This is a genomic window from Arthrobacter sp. SLBN-83 (assembly GCF_006715285.1).
Lineage (GTDB): Bacteria > Actinomycetota > Actinomycetes > Actinomycetales > Micrococcaceae > Arthrobacter.
In genome coordinates this window covers 2,860,152-2,879,358 of the sequence record NZ_VFMX01000001.1, presented here as the reverse complement: position 1 = coordinate 2,879,358, position 19,207 = coordinate 2,860,152, and the positions used below count along the sequence as shown (strand labels likewise).

General features: G+C 64.4%; 13 protein-coding genes. 3 read left to right on the top strand and 10 right to left on the bottom strand.

Features of this window, described 5'->3' with window-relative positions:
* Window positions 1–23 precede the first annotated feature (23 nt).
* Genes FBY30_RS13370 through FBY30_RS13360 form a run of 3 tightly spaced genes read right to left on the bottom strand, consistent with a single transcriptional unit; the run spans window position 24 to window position 6,875 of the window.
* Window positions 24–4,877, bottom strand: a complete 4,854-nt coding sequence (locus FBY30_RS13370; RefSeq protein WP_142133292.1) for an NAD-glutamate dehydrogenase — start codon at window positions 4,875–4,877, stop codon at window positions 24–26.
* Window positions 4,878–4,932: 55 nt separating this feature from the next.
* Complete coding sequence (locus FBY30_RS13365) at window positions 4,933–6,237, bottom strand: AAA family ATPase (RefSeq protein ID WP_142133291.1); 1,305 nt, start codon at window positions 6,235–6,237, stop codon at window positions 4,933–4,935.
* Window positions 6,234–6,875 carry a hypothetical protein gene (locus tag FBY30_RS13360; RefSeq protein WP_142133290.1) on the bottom strand — a complete coding sequence of 214 codons (642 nt, stop codon included), beginning with the start codon at window positions 6,873–6,875 and terminating at the stop codon, window positions 6,234–6,236. The genes FBY30_RS13365 and FBY30_RS13360 overlap by 4 nt, the downstream gene beginning before the upstream one ends.
* Window positions 6,876–7,027: 152 nt before the next feature.
* On the opposite strand from FBY30_RS13360, the gene FBY30_RS13355 reads away from it, so the two are divergent.
* Complete coding sequence (locus tag FBY30_RS13355; protein WP_018768505.1) at window positions 7,028–7,243, top strand: helix-turn-helix domain-containing protein; 216 nt, start codon at window positions 7,028–7,030, stop codon at window positions 7,241–7,243.
* A gap of 33 nt (window positions 7,244–7,276) precedes the next feature.
* Here FBY30_RS13355 and FBY30_RS13350 read toward each other — a convergent pair whose 3' ends face one another.
* Complete coding sequence (locus FBY30_RS13350) at window positions 7,277–7,840, bottom strand: hypothetical protein (protein WP_142133289.1); 564 nt, start codon at window positions 7,838–7,840, stop codon at window positions 7,277–7,279.
* Window positions 7,841–7,978: 138 nt separating this feature from the next.
* Between FBY30_RS13350 and FBY30_RS13345 the strand changes: the two genes are divergently transcribed.
* Window positions 7,979–8,851: a LysM peptidoglycan-binding domain-containing protein gene (locus tag FBY30_RS13345; protein WP_142133288.1), complete on the top strand. Its 873-nt coding sequence runs from the start codon at window positions 7,979–7,981 to the stop codon at window positions 8,849–8,851.
* Between the two features lie 105 nt (window positions 8,852–8,956).
* The gene (locus FBY30_RS13340) at window positions 8,957–9,448 is read left to right on the top strand and encodes an Rv3235 family protein (RefSeq protein ID WP_235009440.1); all 492 of its coding nucleotides are present in this window, start codon (window positions 8,957–8,959) and stop codon (window positions 9,446–9,448) included.
* Between the two features lie 109 nt (window positions 9,449–9,557).
* On the opposite strand, the gene secA is transcribed toward FBY30_RS13340, so the two are convergent.
* The 6 genes from secA to mtrB form a co-directional block, all read right to left on the bottom strand.
* Complete coding sequence (secA, locus tag FBY30_RS13335) at window positions 9,558–12,299, bottom strand: preprotein translocase subunit SecA (RefSeq protein ID WP_142133287.1); 2,742 nt, start codon at window positions 12,297–12,299, stop codon at window positions 9,558–9,560.
* Window positions 12,300–12,398: 99 nt separating this feature from the next.
* A complete protein-coding gene (locus tag FBY30_RS13330) occupies window positions 12,399–13,610 on the bottom strand; it encodes a winged helix-turn-helix domain-containing protein (protein ID WP_142133286.1) in 1,212 nt (403 codons plus the stop codon).
* A 32-nt stretch (window positions 13,611–13,642) separates the two neighbouring features.
* Window positions 13,643–14,368, bottom strand: coding sequence for a ribosome hibernation-promoting factor, HPF/YfiA family (gene hpf / locus FBY30_RS13325; RefSeq protein ID WP_142133285.1), 726 nt, complete (start codon window positions 14,366–14,368; stop codon window positions 13,643–13,645).
* Between the two features lie 144 nt (window positions 14,369–14,512).
* Window positions 14,513–15,424, bottom strand: coding sequence for a ComF family protein (locus FBY30_RS13320; protein ID WP_235009439.1), 912 nt, complete (start codon window positions 15,422–15,424; stop codon window positions 14,513–14,515).
* Window positions 15,425–15,608: 184 nt separating this feature from the next.
* Entirely contained in the window at window positions 15,609–17,324 is a 1,716-nt protein-coding gene (locus FBY30_RS13315; RefSeq protein WP_142133283.1) for an LpqB family beta-propeller domain-containing protein, read from the bottom strand.
* Window positions 17,321–19,093: an MtrAB system histidine kinase MtrB gene (mtrB, locus tag FBY30_RS13310; protein ID WP_442858304.1), complete on the bottom strand. Its 1,773-nt coding sequence runs from the start codon at window positions 19,091–19,093 to the stop codon at window positions 17,321–17,323. The genes FBY30_RS13315 and mtrB overlap by 4 nt, the downstream gene beginning before the upstream one ends.
* Between the last annotated feature and the right edge of the window lie 114 nt (window positions 19,094–19,207).

Here is a 19,207-nt window from a genome sequence, read left to right as displayed (position 1 = left end):
CCTCCATTTGCGACGCCTGCTTGCTAGCGTCGGACGATTGACCTCAAGAGCCTCAATGCTACCGACAGTGAGGCCATGTCGTCGGCCTCCAGGGCGTTCACCTCATCGAACATGCTCTTGGCCCGGCCCAGCTGCTCGGCGTTCTGGGCCTCCCAGTCCTTGAGCCGCGCGTCGGGTGACTCGGCGGCGGACGTGGCGTCCAGCACCGCCGTCGTCATATCCGACACGGTCGAGTAGAGGTCATCGCGCAAGGCGGCCCGGGCCAGCGCCTGCCACCGGTCCTGCCGGGGCAGGCTGCTGATCCGTTCCAGCAGCGAGTCCGCGTGGAAGCGGTTGAAAACCGTGTAATAGACAGCCGCAATCTCCTCGACCGGGTCCTTCCGGGACCGGCCGATCTTGGCGATGTCCAGCAGCACGAAGCTCTCGAACAGCTCGGCCCAGCGCAGGGCAAGGTCTTCGGGAAGCTGCCACTCGCGGCCCTTGGCCAGCCACGCCGCCACCCGCTCGCGGTCATCGCCGCGCAGATAGTCGAGCAGCCGGGCCCGCATCGGATCCATCAGCGGCTTGAACTCGGACACCACCTCGGCGATGGGGCGCGAGACACTTTCCTGGCCGAGCAGCCAGCGGACTGCCCGGTCCAGGAGCCGGCGGATGTCCAGGTGGACGGCGCTCCAGTGCTCGGTGGGGAACGAAGCGGGCAGGCTGTTCAGTTCCGACACCATCGCGTCGAGTTCGTACACCTCGCGCAGGGCTACGAAAGCCTTGGCCACCGCCACTTCGCTGGCCGACGTTTCCTCCATGACCCGGAAGGCGAAGGTGATGCCGCCGAGGTTGATCATGTCGTTCGCCACCACGGTGGCGATGATTTCACGGCGCAGCGGATGCGTGTCCAGCTCGGCATCAAATCGTTCGCGCAACTGGTGCGGGAAGTAGGAACGCAGCGTCCCACGGAACCACGGATCGTCCGCGAGTTCGCTGTCCCGCAGGGCCGACGCCAGCTCGATCTTGGCGTAGGCGGCCAGCACCGACAGCTCCGGCGAGGTCAGTCCCTGGCCCTGCTGCAGCCGCTCCCTAAGGGCTTCCGTGGTAGGCAGCGCCTCCAGGTCCCGGTTCAGGTCGGCGCTCTTCTCCAGCCAGTCCATGAGCCGTTCATAGCTGGGGCTCCACTCCGCCACCCGGGTGCGGTCATTCAGGAGCAGGATGTTCTGGTCAATGTTGTCTTCCAGGACCAGACGGCCCACTTCGTCGGTCATCGAGGCCAGGAAGTCCGCGCGTTCATCGGCGGGCAGCTTCCCGGCGGCGACCATCCGGTCCACGAAAATCTTTATGTTGACCTCGTGGTCCGAGCAGTCCACGCCCGCGGAGTTGTCAATGGCGTCCGTGTTGAGGATGACACCCTGCAGGGCCGCCTCGATGCGGCCGCGCTGCGTCATACCCAGGTTTCCGCCCTCACCCACCACCTTGACGCGCAGGTCCCGGCCGTTGACGCGGATCGCGTCGTTGGCCTTGTCACCAACAGAGGCGTTCGACTCTGAGCTGGCCTTGACGTAGGTCCCGATTCCGCCGTTGTACAGCAGGTCGGCCGGTGCCAGCAGGATGGCGCGCAGGAGTTCCGGCGGGCTGAGTTCAGTGGTGTCCGCGGGCAGCCCCAGTGCGGTGCGCACCTGAGCGGATACGGGGATGGACTTGGCCTGGCGGGCAAAGATCCCGCCGCCTTCGCTGATCAGCGACTTGTCATAGTCGTCCCAGGATGACCGGGGCAGCTCGAACAGCCGCTGCCGCTCCGCAAACGAGGATTCCGCGTCCGGATTGGGATCCAGGAAGATGTGCCGGTGGTCGAATGCGGCAAGCAGGCGGATGTGCCGGGACAGGAGCATTCCGTTTCCGAAGACGTCCCCGGACATGTCACCCACCCCCACCACGGTGAACGGTTCAGTCTGTGTATCCAGGTCGAGCTCGCTGAAGTGCCGCTTCACCGATTCCCAGGCGCCGCGCGCCGTGATGCCCATGGCTTTGTGGTCGTAGCCCACGGAGCCGCCCGAGGCAAAGGCGTCGCCCAGCCAGAAACCGTACTCCGCTGACAGTCCGTTGGCGATGTCGGAGAAAGTAGCCGTGCCCTTGTCCGCGGCAACTACAAGGTAGGAGTCGTTGTCGTCATGCCTGACAACGTTCGACGGCGGCACAAGCCGCTGGCCGTCACCTTCGGTCAGGAGGTTGTCAGTAATGTCCAGCAGCCCCCGGATGAACGTCTTGTAGCTTTCGACGCCTTCGGCCATCCAGGCGGCACGGTCCGTGGACGGGTCCGGGAGTTGCTTGGCGAAGAAGCCGCCCTTTGCCCCCGTGGGCACGATCACGGCGTTCTTGACTGTCTGCGCCTTGACCAAGCCAAGGATTTCGGTCCGGAAATCCTCCCGCCGGTCCGACCAGCGGAGCCCGCCGCGCGCCACCTTGCCAAACCGAAGGTGCACACCTTCCACCCGGGGAGCGTATACCCAAATTTCGAACATCGGCCGCGGGAAAGGCAGCCCTTCGATCTGCGCCGGATCCAGCTTGAAGCTGAGGTGGGGCTTGTCCTGGTAGAAGTTGGTGCGGAGGGTCGCCTCGATCAGGTTGACGAAGGTCCGCAGCACGCGGTCGGCGTCGAGCGTTGCCACCTTCTCGATGGAGGCTGCCAGTTCCTGCCGCACGGACGCCTGGGCCTCTGCACGGCTGTCTTCCCCCAGTGCCGGGTCAAAGCGGGCCGCAAAGAGCGCGGTCAGGCCCCTGGTCACGTCCGGATTGGCAAGGAGCGTGTCCGCCATGAAGCCGAAGGAACTGCTGTTGCCCATCTGGCGCATGTAACGGGCGTAGGCCCGCAGCATGGTGATTTGCCGCCAGTGAAGGCCTTCCCGAAGGACCAGCCGGTCAAAGCTGTCTGATTCCGCGGCTCCGGTGACGGCCGCCCCGAAGGACTCAGCCAGCAACTCGCCCGTGGACACCGGGTCCACTGCCCCCGGGTACTTAAGGCCCAGGTCATACAGGAAGAAGTCCCGGCGGTCCGCCGTTTCGATTTCGAACGGGCGCTCATCCAGGACCTCAAGTCCCAGGTTGTGGAAGTACGGCAGGATCTGGCTGAGGCTCTTGGGCTCCAGCATGTAAAGCTTGACCCGGGCATCCTCCTCCAGCGTGGCACCGGCCCCTTCGGGAAGGTACACATGCACGCCGGGCCGGTCCTGCTGCGCGCCGGTGCTCCGCTCGGCCGCAGCACCGTACTTTTCAAAGCGGGCAATATCCTCCAGCGCGTCCTCTACTTCGTAGTCCACGCGATAGCTGGCAGGGAACGCCTCGGCCCAGATGGCGGCAAGTTCCTTGGCTTCGGCCGGGTCGCGCCCTTCACGCAGGACTTCCGCGATGCCTTCACTCCACGACCTTGCCGCCCGGACCAGCCGCTTTTCCAGCTCATCGCTGTTGACGTGGCTGACGTCGGCGTCCTTGGGCAGGCGGATGCGGAAGAAGAGCCGCGCGAGCGCCGATTCGGTCATCCGGGCCTCGTAGTCAATGGAGACTGCCTGGAACGTTTCCCGCAGTTCCTGCTCGATACGGAGCCTGACGTTGGTGGTGTAGCGGTCCCGGGGCAGGTAGACGACGGCGGACATGAAGCGGCCGTAGATGTCTGGCCTCAGGAACAGGCGGGTGCGCCGGCGTTCCTGCAGCTTTTGGATTCCCAAAGCGGTGGCGGCAAGGTCGGGGACTTCGATCTGGAACAGCTCGTCGCGGGGGTAGGTTTCCAGGATTCCCAGCAGGTCCTTGCCGGAGTGCGAGTCCGGCGGGAAGCCTGCGTTCTGCAACACGGCGTCCACCTTTTCCCGGACGATGGGAATGTCGCGGACGGAACCGGCGTAGGCGCTGGTGGCGAAAAGTCCGATGAAGCGCCGCTCGCCGTTGACGTTCCCGGCAGCGTCAAAGCTTTTAATGCCGATGTAGTCCAGGTAGGCGGAGCGGTGAACGGTGGAACGCGAGTTGGCTTTGGTGATGACGAGGGCACGCTTTTCCCGTGCCTTCTTGCGGCCGGTGTCGGTCAGGTGCTGAATGTGCGGGGAGTCCGCGGCGGCGCGCAGCAGCCCGAGCCCGCTGTCCTCGCGCAATTCGAGGACGTCTTCCCCGTCCACGTTGAGCAGGTCGTATTCGCGGTAGCCGAGGAACGTGAAGTTTCCGTCGTCCAGCCACCGCAACAGGTCCTTCGCCTGCCGGAGTTCGGCAATCTGCGCAGAATTTGCCACCCGGTCCAGGCTTTCGGCGATTTCCAGCGCCTTCTGGCGCATCCTGGGCCAGTCCTCTACGGCAGCCCGGACATCGTTCAGCACGCGGGTCAGGCCCTCGAGCAGCGACGTCTTCGTTTCGTCCGGGACGCGCTGGATTTCGACGGCGATCCACGACTCCATGTGGGAGGCGTTCTCACCCTGCGCGATCAGGTGGGAAAGGTTGGGCATCGCAGCGGTGTCGCCACTGGAAATCCCGAGGTGTGCCGGCACCCTGTTGACCTTGACCAGCTCACCGCTTTCGCGGTTGCGGGTCGCCACGAAAAGCGGGTGGACGACGAGCTTGATGGCCGCGTGCTGCCGGACAAGTTCGGCGTTTACCGAATCCACCAGGAATGGCATGTCGTCCGTGACGACAAAGACAACGCTGCTGTCTTCTTCGTCGACAATCGAGATTCTGGCCTGTCCGGGTTGCCGCACGGAAGCTGCGCGGCGGTGCTCTTCAGCCCGGTCTTCCAGCACGTCACGCGGGTAGCTGCGCGCATCCTCCTCAGCCAGGTGCTGGTAGTAGTCCCCCATGAAACCCTCAAGGCCTTCAATGGAGAGGGGCTGGTCCTCCACACTGGATCCAGACGACATCGACAACGCCTCCATCAGAGATATTCGCCGCACCTTTGCAGCTCTTATGGCGAGCCTAGTCCTTCGCCCTTCGCCGTGGTGTGGAAGAAAATACAGAGGATTTGCGCTTTCGCTGGTCTGATGCACAAACGAGTCCGCGAATGGCACGGCGCAGGTCCGACTCGGGGGCAGCCTCCAGCAGCAGGGATCCTCCCAGGAGGGCGGCGTCGGCGGCGCGCGGGTCATGGGGCAGGAATGCCTTCAGTTCCGGGGCCGGCCCGTACCTTTCCCATGCATCCCGCAATTGGCGCTCAGGATCCCTCCCCACGGAGGAGGAACGCACTTTGTTCATCAGGACAGTGGGTGACGCCTGGGGAACTGCGTCTTCAAGCTCGGCGAGCGCACGCACCATCCTGGGTACGCCCACGGGATCGGCTGCGCCAATGGCATAGACAGTGTCCGCCAGCTCCAGCGGCCGCAGTGTGGCCGCGTTCCGGCGCGGGGCCATGGTGTCGAAGCTCAGTTCCTCGTCGGCTTCCAGGCAGAAGCCGGTATCGACCACCACCACATCGGCGATCTCCCGGGCACGCTCAAGGACCAGCGCCAGGGCTGTGGCACGGATTTCCGTCCATCGGTCCGCGCGGGTGATACCCGTCAGCACCCGGAACTGCCCGGATGCCGTAGCGACCACAGCGGCGACCTTTCGGAGTGCATCCGCATCCAGCTGCCCGTGATCGGCGAGCCTGCACGCCTGGGCAAGCCCGGCTGACTCGTCCAGGAGACCGAGTACTGCGGCCACGCTTGCGCCGTATGTGTCGGCGTCGACCAGGAGGACTTCCTGCCCGTCGGCGGCCATCTCCCCGGCGATGTTCACCGCCACGGTGGTCCTTCCCGGGGACCCCGCTGGCCCCCAGACGACGATGAGCTGCCCGCTTCCACGCCCTTCCGCCTCCTGCTCCGGCTCCGCGGGATCGGTTGCCAGCGCAGCTGCGGGATCAGCGGCCGCGCTGAGGCTGCCCGGACGGGCCGCACCCGTAAGCTGGGCGACGGCGTCGGCAATCCTGTCCGAAAGCTCCGCCGACTCGACCCCCGTCAACGCCGAGGCGGCGCCAATTTTCCGGAGCCTCGCCGCCTCCTCTGCATTGTCGGTCAGTGCGATGACCGCGACGCCAACTGCTCCCAGGCGGTCCACCAGGGAAGCCGTCAGCCCCTCGGATCCATCGGCAACCACGGCCGCCCGCGCCAGTCCGCTCTGGCAGGCCGCCAGCAGTTCGGGAAGTTCCGCGCACCGCCGCACGACCGTAACCGGACCGTGCAGCCTTTCGAGACCGCCAACCAGATCCTCGCGGCTTTGGCCGACGGTGACGACGGGGATGTTCATCGGGCGCCGCCAGGATTCCACACGACGGAGATTTTTGCCTCATTTGCCTGGGCACCCAGCAAGGCAGGCATCTGCTTGTCCTCAACCAGGACCATGAGCACGGTGGTTTTCGATGCCCCTAGGGCGGTGGACCCATTCGCCACCTCTGCAATCTCCGCTCCGGGAAGGATGAGCTTGGGCTCGCTGAATCCGTTTTTCGCATCGGGCTGGGCCACCCAAACGTCCACACGGGCGCCGGCGACGGCCTGCGATGGCAGAGTCTGCTCGACATTGAGGGCAACGGGCTTTCGGTTCAACTGGTCCACTGCACCAAGGCTCGCCCTGGGAACAAGCTGATCTTTTCCAATCCTCTGCATAGCGACGACATCCTGGGGCAGGCCGGCCTCAACTGTGATGTAGTGCTGTTCCGTATCCCCCAGCCGGACCTTCGCGGCAACGACGTTCTCCCGCGTCAGGCGCTCGCCCACAGCGATTCCCTCCCGTGCCGCATAAACCTCAGTGGTGCGGTCCGCACTGCCAACCAGGAAAATGACCCCCGCCATGGATGCCAGGACCAGGAGAATGCCCACCAGCAGCCGCGGGTCCTTCCAGGAAGGACGCTTTAACCGCGCCGCTGTGGCGCTTGAATCAGGAACCATACCGTTCTCCCCCTAGGTATACCGAACCTGCCCGCTCTGTCCGGACTCCTCATTGTTACTGCAAGGCCACGCGAACAAAAGTCAATTATCCAAATACGGCCAAACTGTGGATAACAGGCACATGAGGGGCCACTTGATGGCAAAATGGATGCATGCCAAGGTTCCTCACTCTTGCCGATGTAGCAGAGCAGCTCCAGATCAACTCCCCTGCCGCATACGCCTTGGTCCGCAGCGGCGAACTGAAGGCCATCCAGGTAGGCGGCCGCGGGCAATGGCGGGTGGAGGAGAAGATGCTGGAGCAGTACATCGAGGAACGCTACGCCGAGGCCAGCCGGATGATCCAGGAATCCCGCTCCAAGTCTGTTTGACGCCTCAAAACCTCCACGGTTCCCCAGCCGGAGTCAGCCGGCCTTGGACGACCTGATCATGGCCAAGGCAGTGAATGGGATAGCTGACACTTCACCGACACTCCGGCTCCTCCGCACCTCCCCGGGAGTCACCGAGGCCAGGTCTATATAGTCCCGGCCGACACGGTCGATTACGCCGGCCAGCCGCTGTGCCCCGGCTCCCCCTGCGATTGTCACGGACAATTCCGCACGGTCGCGGGCAAGGCCCCGGAGGGAGTGGGCAAGCCCGATTGAGCGGCGAACCTGTGAGTTCTCCGGCAACGCGTGCCTGCCGAGGCCCACGTATCGCGCCGCAGCGGCATAGGGGATGAGCACTTGGTGCTGCCCTTCATCAAGAACCAGCGCGTCGGCTCCGGCATGCCTGAGTTCTCCGCGCGCTGATTCTCCACAAAGCAGGTAAACGGCGATGCGGCATCCAACGGCGGCACGCAGCCGGTGCTCGAGGGGCAGGCTGACCATCTCAGCCCGGGCCCGCTCATTGATCTCGCTGTCGAGCGCCAAACGGTCGGCCTCGGCGAACTGGCTTTCCATGTCATCGAAGAGAGCATCCCAGCGCATCCCGTCAGCGTAAGTTGCCCTGCCCGGCCAGTCAACGGGCTCACTTTTCCACTCCAACGTATGGACAAATCCTGTTGCTTGCGCCCAGACTAGGTCAATCGGTATCAAACAACATCAAACAGCATCAAAGGAGTAGTAATGGGACCCTCTGAAGAGGCAAAGTGGTCCGACGCCGTCATGGCTCTGGCTGTTCTGGCATTGGGTATTCTGCTTTGCTTCCTGGGGGTTGGCCTGCTTGGACAGTGGCAGGACTCCGCAGCCCGCAACCAGGACGCACCTGTGGGCGTTCTTCTGGGGGCGGCAGCAGCGGCAGCCGGCATGGGCGTTTTGCTGTGGTGGGTCTTTTCGATCCTGACCGCAGGTGCTTCTGTTCTGCTGGAACGCCTCGGGCGACGCCGTGCCGCGGCGTCTGCCCGCAGTTTGTCTCCGGCCTTCATCCGGCGGGCAGTGGTTGCCGCGCTGTCGCTGCAGTTAGTGGCAGGAGCCGCGGCGAATGCCGCGCCGGCCGCACCGGGGCCTGAATGGGCACCAACACAGGCATATGCGGCGCCAGTCCCATCGCATTCTGCAGCAGTGGGCCCTGTTGTGGAGGGAGCCAGGAGCATTGGCACCGGGGCTATGGAGATCCCAGCGCCAACGGTTGCTGCGCATGACGAGCAAGAAGGCCTTGAAGGCCCTGCAATGGGGCGGAGTCCAGGCAGCGAGCTTCCTGACGCCACGCTTCGCCCCGGCTGGCAGCCCGCTCCCCCGGTGGTGGAACCCGGTTTGTTGGCCGGACCGCAGACAAGAGGTGCTTCCGGTCCGGTCATGGGTGGAGGGGCAACTGCAGTAACCGTGCTGGCCGGCGACACATTATGGGACATCGTGGCGACCTACCTGGGGCCGGAGGCATCGGACGTGGACGTAGCCCTCGAATGGCCGCGGTGGTACCAGGCAAACCGCGCCCTGATCGGCGGAAGCCCTGACATCCTGCTTCCCGGCCAAATACTGCAGGCGCCTGCAGCGTCATAGTCAGGGCGGCCCGAGCCAGGGTGCCGCCCGCGAATTCCGGCCGGCCGCCCGACAGGTCCAGCCTGCCACACAATCCATCAGACGATTTGAAGCTAGGGGAACACAATGACTGCAGCGACACCTGCCCGGACCATCCAGGGGCTTGCCGCCACTATGGGGAACAGCGGGAGGGGCACGGCTGAAACACGCCCTGTGCCGCCACCGATGGCCCAGCCTCCCGGGGCGAGGCCACTGCAGCCTGTCAATGAGGCCGCGGAAGTCAGGGCGATCACGCGGGGTACGATTCAGGCCTCCATGGAAGTCCTGGCCGGAATCCGCCCCGTCCACCAGTTGGCCCGGCGTCTTGACCCCCGGTGCCTGGCGTCCCTGCAGCACCGCGCGGCGTTGATCAGGCGCGAACTGACGAGAACGGGAAATCCTGCGCTGGCCCGGCTACACCGGAACTCCGCGGTCCGCTCGGTGCGGGTATGTGAGGTGGCCGACGGTATCTATGAGGCAAGCGCGGTGGTGGTGGACGATGTACGCGCCCGTGCCGTTGCTGTCCGGCTTGAGCGCAGCAAGCAGGTATGGCGGATAGTTGAACTCGTCATCGGCTGATCCTTTAAGGAACGGCTGGTGGGGGGGGTGTAACAAGGCAGCAGCAAGCAGGGCAGGGACGCTTCCGTCCCTGCCCTGCTTGCTGCCTGCCATGCTTCCGGCGGTGTTGCTAACGCTTCTTCTTCTTCGCGGGCCGTTTCGCCGCGTCCTGGGCTGCTGCCTTGGCAGGATTTCCGGAGCGTCCGCCGCCGGACCGGGTTTCCACCCGGGTCTGGGTTCCACCGCCCTCACTGGGAGCGGTGTACTGCAACTGAGCCGGCTTCTCCGGAGCTTCCAGGCCGGCCGCCCGCACTTGGGGGTCCATATGCTCGGTGTGGCCCCCGGCCGCGTCCTGCACGACTACATCCTGGGCAGGGGTGACTTCCACCTCAAGGTTGAAGAGGAAACCAACGCTTTCCTCCCGGATGGCTTCCATCATGCTTTGGAACATTGCAAAACCTTCGCGCTGGTACTCCACCAGCGGATCGCGCTGTGCCATGGCCCGGAGGCCGATGCCTTCCTTGAGGTAGTCCATCTCGTAGAGGTGTTCCTGCCACTTTCGGCCGATGACGGAAAGCACCACGCGGCGCTCAAGCTCCCGCATGCTTTCGGAACCAATGGCCTCTTCCCGGGCCTGGTACACCAGGCGGGCATCGGAAAGGATCTCCTCCTTCAGCATCTCCACGGTGACCCTGGACTTGCCGCCGGCCTCATCGATGATGTCTTCGGCGGTAACGCTGACGGGGTAGAGCGTCTTGAGGTTCGTCCACAGCTGGTGGAAGTCCCAGTCGTCGCCGTTTCCTTCTGCGGTTGCGGCGTCGATGAGTGCCGTGATGGTGTCCTCTACGAAGAACTGCACCTTTTCGTGCAGGTCGTCGCCCTCAAGGATGCGCCGGCGGTCGCTGTAGATGGCCTCGCGCTGGCGGTTGAGGACGTCGTCGTATTTCAGCACATTCTTGCGCTGCTCGGCGTTGCGGCCTTCCACCTGTCCCTGGGCGGAAGCGATGGCACGCGACACGAGCTTGGATTCGAGCGCCACGTCATCCGGGACGGAGCTGTTCATCAAACGCTCTGCGGCACCGGAGTTGAAGAGCCGCATCAGGTCATCGGTCAGCGAAAGGTAGAACCGTGATTCGCCGGGGTCGCCCTGTCGGCCGGACCGGCCGCGGAGCTGGTTGTCGATGCGGCGTGACTCGTGGCGTTCGGTGCCCAGGACGTAGAGTCCTCCGAGGTTCAGGACTTCCTCGTGTTCATCCTTTACGGACTGCTTGGCTTCTTCAAGGGCAGCGGGCCAGGCGGCCTCGTACTCTTCGGAGTTCTCCTCCGGGTCCAGCCCACGCTTGGCGAGCTCGGCGACGGCAGTGAATTCGGCGTTGCCGCCCAGCATGATGTCGGTACCGCGGCCGGCCATGTTGGTGGCCACGGTGACAGCGCCCTTCCGGCCTGCTTGGGCCACGATGGCAGCTTCGCGTGCATGGTTCTTGGCGTTCAGGACCTCGTGCCGGATGCCCTCCTTGGCCAGGAGCTTGGACAGGTATTCGCTCTTCTCCACGCTGGTGGTGCCAACAAGGACGGGCTGGCCTTTTTCGTGTCGTTCGGCGATATCACGGACCACGGCATCGAACTTCACAACTTCGTTCTTGAACACAAGGTCGGACTGGTCGATCCGCTGCATGTCCCGGTTGGTGGGGATGGCCACAACACCCAGCTTGTAGGTGCTCATGAACTCGGCGGCCTCTGTTTCGGCGGTACCCGTCATGCCCGAAAGCTTGCTGTACATGCGGAAGTAGTTCTGCAGCGTCACGGTGGCCAGCGTCTGGTTCTCGGCCTTGATCTCGACGCCTTCCTTGGCCTCGATCGCCTGGTGCATGCCTTCGTTGTAGCGTCGTCCCGCAAGGATGCGGCCGGTGTGCTCGTCGACGATCAGGACTTCGCCGTCCAGGATGACGTAGTCCTTGTCCCGCTTGAACAGTTCCTTAGCCTTGATGGCGTTGTTCAGGAATCCGATCAGCGGGGTGTTCGCGGATTCGTACAGGTTGGTGATGCCGAGGTAGTCCTCGACCTTCTCGATCCCGCTCTCCAGGACGCCAACCGTGCGCTTCTTTTCGTCGACTTCGTAGTCCTTCTCAGGCTGCAGCCGGAGCACGACTTTTGCGAACTCGCTGTACCAGCGGTTGGTGTCGCCCTGGGCGGGACCGGAGATGATCAGCGGCGTCCGCGCCTCGTCAATCAGGATGGAGTCGACTTCGTCGACGATGGCGAAGTTGTGGCCGCGCTGGACCAGTTCATTGCGGTCCCACGCCATGTTGTCGCGCAGGTAGTCGAAACCGAACTCGTTGTTGGTTCCGTAGGTGATGTCGGCGGCGTACTGCTGGCGGCGCACGGCAGGATCCTGGTTGGCGAGGATGACACCGCTGGTGAGCCCGAGGAAGCGGTACACGCGGCCCATAAGCTCGGACTGGTATTCGGCCAGGTAGTCGTTAACGGTAACCACGTGCACGCCCTTGCCGGTGAGGGCGTTCAGGTAGGCGGGAGCGGTCGCCACCAGGGTCTTGCCTTCACCGGTCTTCATTTCAGCGATATTGCCCAGGTGCAGGGCGGCGCCGCCCATCAGCTGGACATCGAAGTGGCGCATCCCCAGCGTTCGTGAGGAAGCTTCCCGCACGGCGGCAAATGCCTCCGGAAGCAGGTCGTCGAGTTTTTCGCCGTCCCGGTGGCGTTCGCGGAGACGGTCCGTCTCCTCGCGCAGCTCGGCGTCGGTAAAGGTCTTGAATGAGTCTTCGAGCGCGTTGATGGAATCGGCATAGTTCCGCAGCTGCCGGAGTGTTTTTTTGTCACCCGTGCGGAGAATTTTTTCGATAAGTGATGCCACGTGAAGATGCTCCCAGTCTGATGCCGCCGAATTCTGGCGTGTTCAGTCTACGGGAGAGACACGCGGCCGGTGCCCCTTTTCCCTGAGAGCGGATACTCCCTACAGGCGTGCCAGCTCCTGGGACAGAGCCGCGGCAAGGTCACCTGCCTCCCCCGCTTCCACCTCCGGAAGGCCAAGCCATTGGGCCATCAGCTTCAGCTCCGCAGCGAGTTCGACGGCGGTGTCCAGTGGAGCTTCCGGCTCGGCAAACGCGGACCTCACCAACAGCCGGCCGCCCGCCCTGTCCGCTTTCAGGTCCACCCGTGCCACGATCCTGTCGCGAAGCAGGAAGGGCAGGACGTAGTACCCGAAACGCCGTTTAGGCGCCGGCGTGTAGATCTCGATCCGGTAATGGAACCCGAACAGTTCCCACAGCCGCCGGCGCTCGAAAACCAAGGAATCGAAGGGGCTCAACAGGGCACGGCCGGTGGCACGCCGTGGCAGTGTTGCTTCCACATGCCGGAAGATGTCCCGCCCCCAGCCAGCCACCTTGACGGGTTCCAGCCGGCCTTGCTGCACGAGGTGCTCCACGGCCTGCGCCGTTGCCTTGGCCGGCGTCCGGAAGTAATCGGCGAAGCAGCGGATACTTCCGATTCCATGCGCCAGGGCGGCCGCGTCGGTGAGCCGCTGGAGTGCAGCAGTTGGGTCCACTTCCCGGACTCCAGGAGCCGGGTACGGCAGGACCTTCGATGTCAGCGTGTACCTGCGCTCGAACTGACCGGTCCTGGAGGCCGCCGATACCAGCCCCTCTTCGAAGAGGTCTTCCAGCACGCGTTTAACCGCGTTCCAGTTCCATCCCCAGTTGTCCGACTGTTTTTCCTCCACATGGCCAAGCCGTGCCGTCAGTTCCGAGGCGGTCAGGGGCCGGGACCGGGCGAGGACTGCCAGGATCCTGGCAGCGACGTCAGCACGGATCCCTGGGTCGAGCCGGGAGGCGCCCACCCAGGAGCGTTTCTGCCATGGAAGCAGGTCCTGGTAATGCTCCGGCCGGATGTAGCTGGCTTCGTGGGCCCAGTACTCCAGCATTCGGCGCGGATGGCTGCCTGACATACGTTGCAGGATGTCGCGGTCGTAGTCGCCAAGCCGGGAGTAGAAGGGCAGGAAGTGGCTCCGGACCAGGACATTGACGGAATCGATCTGGACGAGCTGCAGTCGGGCAAAAGTACGGCCCACCGTCCGTGCTGTCACGGGGCCGGTGGGCCGTCCTTTATGGAGTCCCTGTGCTGCCAATGCGATCCGCCGGGCCTGGTCAAGGCTCAGCGTTGCTGACAATTCAGTCCTCTCTGGCGGTGGTTCTGTCCACCTTAAGCGTTAGCGGCGGCGTCATCGGAGCGGTACGCCAGGACCTTTTCCTCCACGGCGGTGTCCCCTGGCTCGCATTCATGGTCCAGGGTGATGACTCCGTAGGTCCAGCCGCGGCGGCGGTACACGACGGAAGGCGTATTAGTCGCCTTGTCCACGAAAAGATAGAAGTCATGGCCGACGAGCTCCATGTTGTCCACGGCATCGTCGAGCGTCATTGAAGCAGCGGGGAAGACCTTGCGCCGGATCAGTACCGGCGAGTTCCCGGCCGGGATGTCATTTTCAACGTCGTAGGGAGACTTTTCTTCCGGTGCCGGCGCGGACTCGCTCCTGCGGTTGGCTTCAAGGTACAGCGGTTCGTGTGCGCTGGCCGGTTCAAGGGTGGCTGTTGCTTCACGGACAGCCTTGGGAGTGTGGCGGCCATGGTGGACCTTCTTGCGGTCCTTGGCCCGACGGAGCCGTTCAAGCAGCTTGTTGTAGGCAAGGTCAAAGGCGGCAAATTTGTCTGGGGCGCTCGCTTCGGCGCGGATTACAGGACCCCGGCCCAGGACTGTCACCTCAACCGTCAACTGGTCGCCGGTTTGCCGGGCATTGGTCTCCTTGGAGACTTTCGTGTCGACACGCTGGATCTTGTCACCCAGCGATTCGATTTTTGCGATCTTTTCCCCGGCGTATTCGCGGAACCGGTCTGAAACTGTCAGATTTCGTCCGCTGATCATAAACTCCATGGTGCCCTCCAAATGACTTCGGTGACACGACGGCGGCACTTCCCTGGGCCCTGCTGCCTGACAGTCGAGCCCCTCTCCGAGCCGCCATCGAAAGGTACATTCTGTTCTTGGTACCCACCTCAGACGTTAGTTCATAGCCACCCGTTATTCATCCTTTCCCGGTTTATTTTTTTCTAAGTCATCGTGGTTCCATGGCGGCCCTGCGGGTATAGCGTCAGAGGCAGCGGCGTCCGGCGGGCGCGTCGCCGCCAGCACGACGGCGCCCCTCACTTGGGCGCCGGCGAGGTGCAGTGCCCGGGCTGCTTCGCCAAGGGTGGCGCCGGTGGTCAGGACGTCGTCGATGAGGATGCAGGGGCGCCCTGTGACCTTCGTCCGGACACGGAACTTGACCTGCATGGATCCCCGGACCCGCCGTGATCGGGCTCCCCTGCCCAGCCCCTTTTGACCCGCCGAAGCCTTCCGGCTCACAAGCCCCTTGTACCCGTCCGGAAACCGGCCCCAGGGCGCCGGCGTCTTACGCAGGACATCCGCGACGTCGAACCCCGGCAACTGCCGTGCCGCCTGCTTCAGCAGCAAGTGGACGGGGCTGAAACCCCGGCTGACGTACGCAGACGTGCTGGTGGGCACCGGTACCAACAGGAACCCGGTGCCGCCACGGGCTGACGCCCTGACTGCCGAGGCCAGCGCGCGGCCAAGGCTTTTGCCGAGCTGGTGCTGCCCGTGCCGTTTGAACGACAGCAGCCCCTGTGCCAGCTCGTCCCGGTACACTCCTGCCGCCACCACTGGCAGTATGACTGTCCCCGCGACATCCATCAGGGCAGGCGCCGCGCTTTCCGCGCGGAAGGGCTGTCTGGTCAGCTGCCGGAGGCGGCCGGCGCAGGAGGGGCAAAGACTGTGGTCTTCTGATCCGCAGCAGACGCAGTCCACCGGGACGACCAAAGCGAGGAGGTCTTCCGCAGCACCGGCCATCCAGTCGAGGAGTCGCAGGAAGGCGGCCTGGTGTTCAGCGCGGTGCAGTGCCGCCGAGGGCGGGTGCGGGGCAAGATCCGGATCCATTGCCCTGGTTCTGTTGCGGCTGCGATCAACGGAGTCCGTCCTTGGGGTCATGCCGTTCACCATTCCACTCTGGTCCAGATCCCGCGCCGGCGGGCAGCCGGCCGAGGGCTATGTGGACAAGAGAACACAAACGCGGTGAAGCCCTACGCTGCCTGCAGTTTGCCGCTTTGGGGGCCGGAGCGGGTTAGCCCGGGAACGCAGGATCGATGGGGCCTTTGATTTGCGGCGACCAACCATTGCCGAGGCGCTGGAAGATCCCTTCCCCGGATTGTACGTAGAGGTCGTCGGCGCCATTTCCGGCGCTGATGGCGACCAGGCCCGGCCAGGGCGCCAGCTGCTGCGGCTGCCCGGAAGTCAGGGACAGCAGTTCCGGCGTGACATTCGTACCCGCCGCCCCCTTCATCACCGCAACAGTGGTGCCGTTCACCCAAACACCTTGGTCGGGATCACTGGAAGCCACCAGGGTGATGGGCGCCGTCAGCTCCCGGGGAGTGCCGTCCCCGGCCCGGATCACGCCAGCTATTTGCACCTTGGACTTGCCGTTTTGTTCGGAGATGACCAGGGCGCGCACGCCGTCGCGCGAAATTCGGAGCTCCTTCACCGTGCGGCCGGCGAGCCATGCGGGCGCCAGCGTTACGGACGGGACTGCTGCTCCTTCCGCCACGCCTGCGGGGTGGAATGCCACCACCTCGGTGGCACCGGTGGCGCCCGGCCCGGCTGTCCATACCCAGTCGTTGAGGTTGATGGACGGGCGGCTGAGTGTGCTCCTGGTGGTCAGCGCACGCGCCGGTTGCCCAGGGCTGATGCTGTACAGGGTGGTCCGGCCTTCGTTGAGGAAGGCCGCAGTCTGCGAGACCGGGGACTCGGCAGGATACCGGGGATTGAGCGCGGAAACCGGCTGCATGTCGGGCAGCGGTGACACCCTGTTGTTCTCGTAGCGCACCAACTCATTGCCGCTGATGGCGATTTGCCGCGACGGCACGGTCTTGTCCAGCACCGGCGGAAGAACACTCCCGTTGTCTTCCACCCGGACCAGGTCCTGGTTGGCACGCAGCTCAACGTTGACCACGTCGGGCTGGCTTCGGAACGTCAGCGTCAGCTGCATCTGCATTCGCAGCCGGTCCTCGGCTGACGTTTCCGTCAATTCCTTGGCCGTCAGGTCCACCTGGGCCGCCCCGGACACCACGGGCACTGATTCACGGGCGAGCTTGATCCCCGAGGGAAATGCACTGGCGACGGCGCCGCGCAGGTATGGAGCAGGGCCGGCCAGCAGTGCGCTGGTCATGGCCTTGACGGTCTTGTTCTTCAGGAACCAGCGGACGTCGGGAACGGCGTAGGTGAAGGTGGGGTCGTAGAAGTAGATGGGGTAGGCGCCGTAGATCACCTTGAACGTCTCCTCCGCGATGGCGGTCCCATCAGGAATCGCGGAGATGCGCCACTCCCCGTCCACCTGCGTCACCGTCACGGGAATGCGTTCCACTGTTCCGGGGGGCGACTGTGTGGCGATGCCATCCGCGTTCACGGAGTAGGAGACGTCGAGTTCATAGTTGAAGACGTTCTCGGTGCCCGTGGGAACAACGCGTGCCTCCCGGTACACCAGCGCTCGTTTGTCCGGTTTCCAGGACACTGCCGATGCCTGCGTCAGGTATTGCCGGGCCACCGCATAGTCGTCCTCGTAGCCGCTGCCGGCACGGTAGAAGTAGTCGATGATGGTTTCCGGTGATGCGCCCGGTTGTGGCGCTGCCGGAAGGAACACCGGTGCGCTGACGTTGCCGGCGCTGCTTTCGCTGCTCTTCCCCACCGGGCCGGACGTGGGAATCCGCGCGCACCCCGTCAGTAGGACCATCAGCAGCGCCAGCAACGCCGCCGGGTACTTTGCGTGGCGCACTGCCGCCCTCATTGAGTCTCCTCGGGTGCCCGTGGCGGGGCAGGCCTGGGGTTGGCTGTCTGCAGCACCAGCATGTTTTTGTAGTCCTGTTCTGCCGGGATACTGCCGGGTGCCCCGGGGAAGGTCACATCCTTTGGTTCCAGTTGCACGGGCGAGTCGGCGATCACGACATCCTGGCGCAGTGGAAGGGTGAGGCGGAAGTTGGCGCCGTCGCCCTTCCTTCCCCAGGCCTGCAGCCAGCCATGGTGCAGCTTTGTGTCTTCCATGGCGATGGACAATCCCAGGCCGCTGCCGCCGGTGGTGCGGGCGCGGGCGGGATCGGCACGCCAGAATCTGTCGAAAACCCGGGCAGCCTGTGCCTGGTCCATACCGATGCCGTGGTCCCGGACGGCGACGCCCACTGCGGTTTCATTGGCCGCGACCGTGACCGTGACCGGTTTACCCTCACCGTGCTCCACCGCGTTCAGGATCAGGTTCCGCAGAATCCTGTCAATCCGCCGGGCGTCCATTTCCACGATCATGGCACCTGCGGGGGCAGCGAAGATGATTTCGGACCCATACTCGGCGGCCACGGGTGCTGCTCCTTCAATGACGTGGGCGATCACCTGGAGCAGGTCCTCCGGCTCAGCATCAAGCATTGCCACACCCGCGTCGAAGCGACTGATTTCAAGGAGGTCGGAGAGGAGGGACTGGAACCGTTCCACCTGGTTGTAGAGCAGCTCCGCGGACCGCTTGTTGATGGGATCGAAATCATCACGCGCGTCGTAGAGGACTTCTGCTGCCATGCGGACGGTGGTCAACGGCGTCCGCAACTCGTGCGAGACGTCGGAGACAAATCGCTGCTGCATCTGCGAAAGCGTTGCCAGCTGGGTGATCTGCTCCTGCAGGCTGGCTGCCATGTGGTTGAAGGAAGCGCCAAGGCGGGCCACTTCGTCCTCGCCCCTGACCACCATGCGCTCCTGCAGCTGCCCGGCTGCCAGTTTCTCAGACACCATGGCGGCGTGGCTGACCGGGCTGACCACGTTCCGGGTGACGTACCAGGCTACGGCGCCGATCAGGAGGACCAGCACTGCGCCGCCGGCCCACAGGACGCTTTGGATTTCGTTGAGTGTCTGCTGGGCGGTATTCAGGTCATAGATCAGGTAAAGCTCATAAACCGTGCCGTTGAAGGTCACCTTGTTTCCCACGGCGATTCCCGGCCGGTCCTCGGTGCCCACCGGGATGACCGTGGAGGCCCAGTACTGGTCCTTCCCGGAGTCCTGGACTGCCTTCCGCAGGTCCGCCGGAATGACACTGACGGTCAGCTGGTCGGACGCTCTTGACTCCACCCAGCGGTTCCGGGGTTTGGTCTGGTTCGGCATTGCTTCGAAAACGTAGCGTCGCTGGATGACCGAACCCCGGCCTTCCACGGCACTCAGCGTGTCCGAAACCAGGGTGATGACGCTGGACTGGTCGGTGACCTGGGCGCCGTCGAACGTGTCCTGTACCTGCTTGACGTTGTACCGGGTCTCCGACTCCGCCTGGGTCAGCCGCTCCTGGAACAGGTTGTTGGCGATCTGGTTGGACAGGTATGCGCCCACAACGGCGAACGAGGTCACAGCCAGCATGAGGGTGGTGAGGACGGTACGGAACTGCAGGGACCGGCGCCACCGCTGCTGCAGGGCGCGGCCAAGGTACCTCAGGCCGGGGAGGAAGCGGCGGACGCCGGTGCGGACCAGGCGTGCCACTCGCAGGGCGACGATCAGGGCACGCCGCTGCCAAATCCTCGCCCGGAATGCCACATGCCTGAGAACGGGAGCGATGCCGTTCCCAGGGCCGGGCGCGTCCTGTGAGGCGGCCTCGCTTGCGCCGCCCTGGCGCGGGGTGCTGTCCCCCGCGGCGCCGCCCTGGCGCGG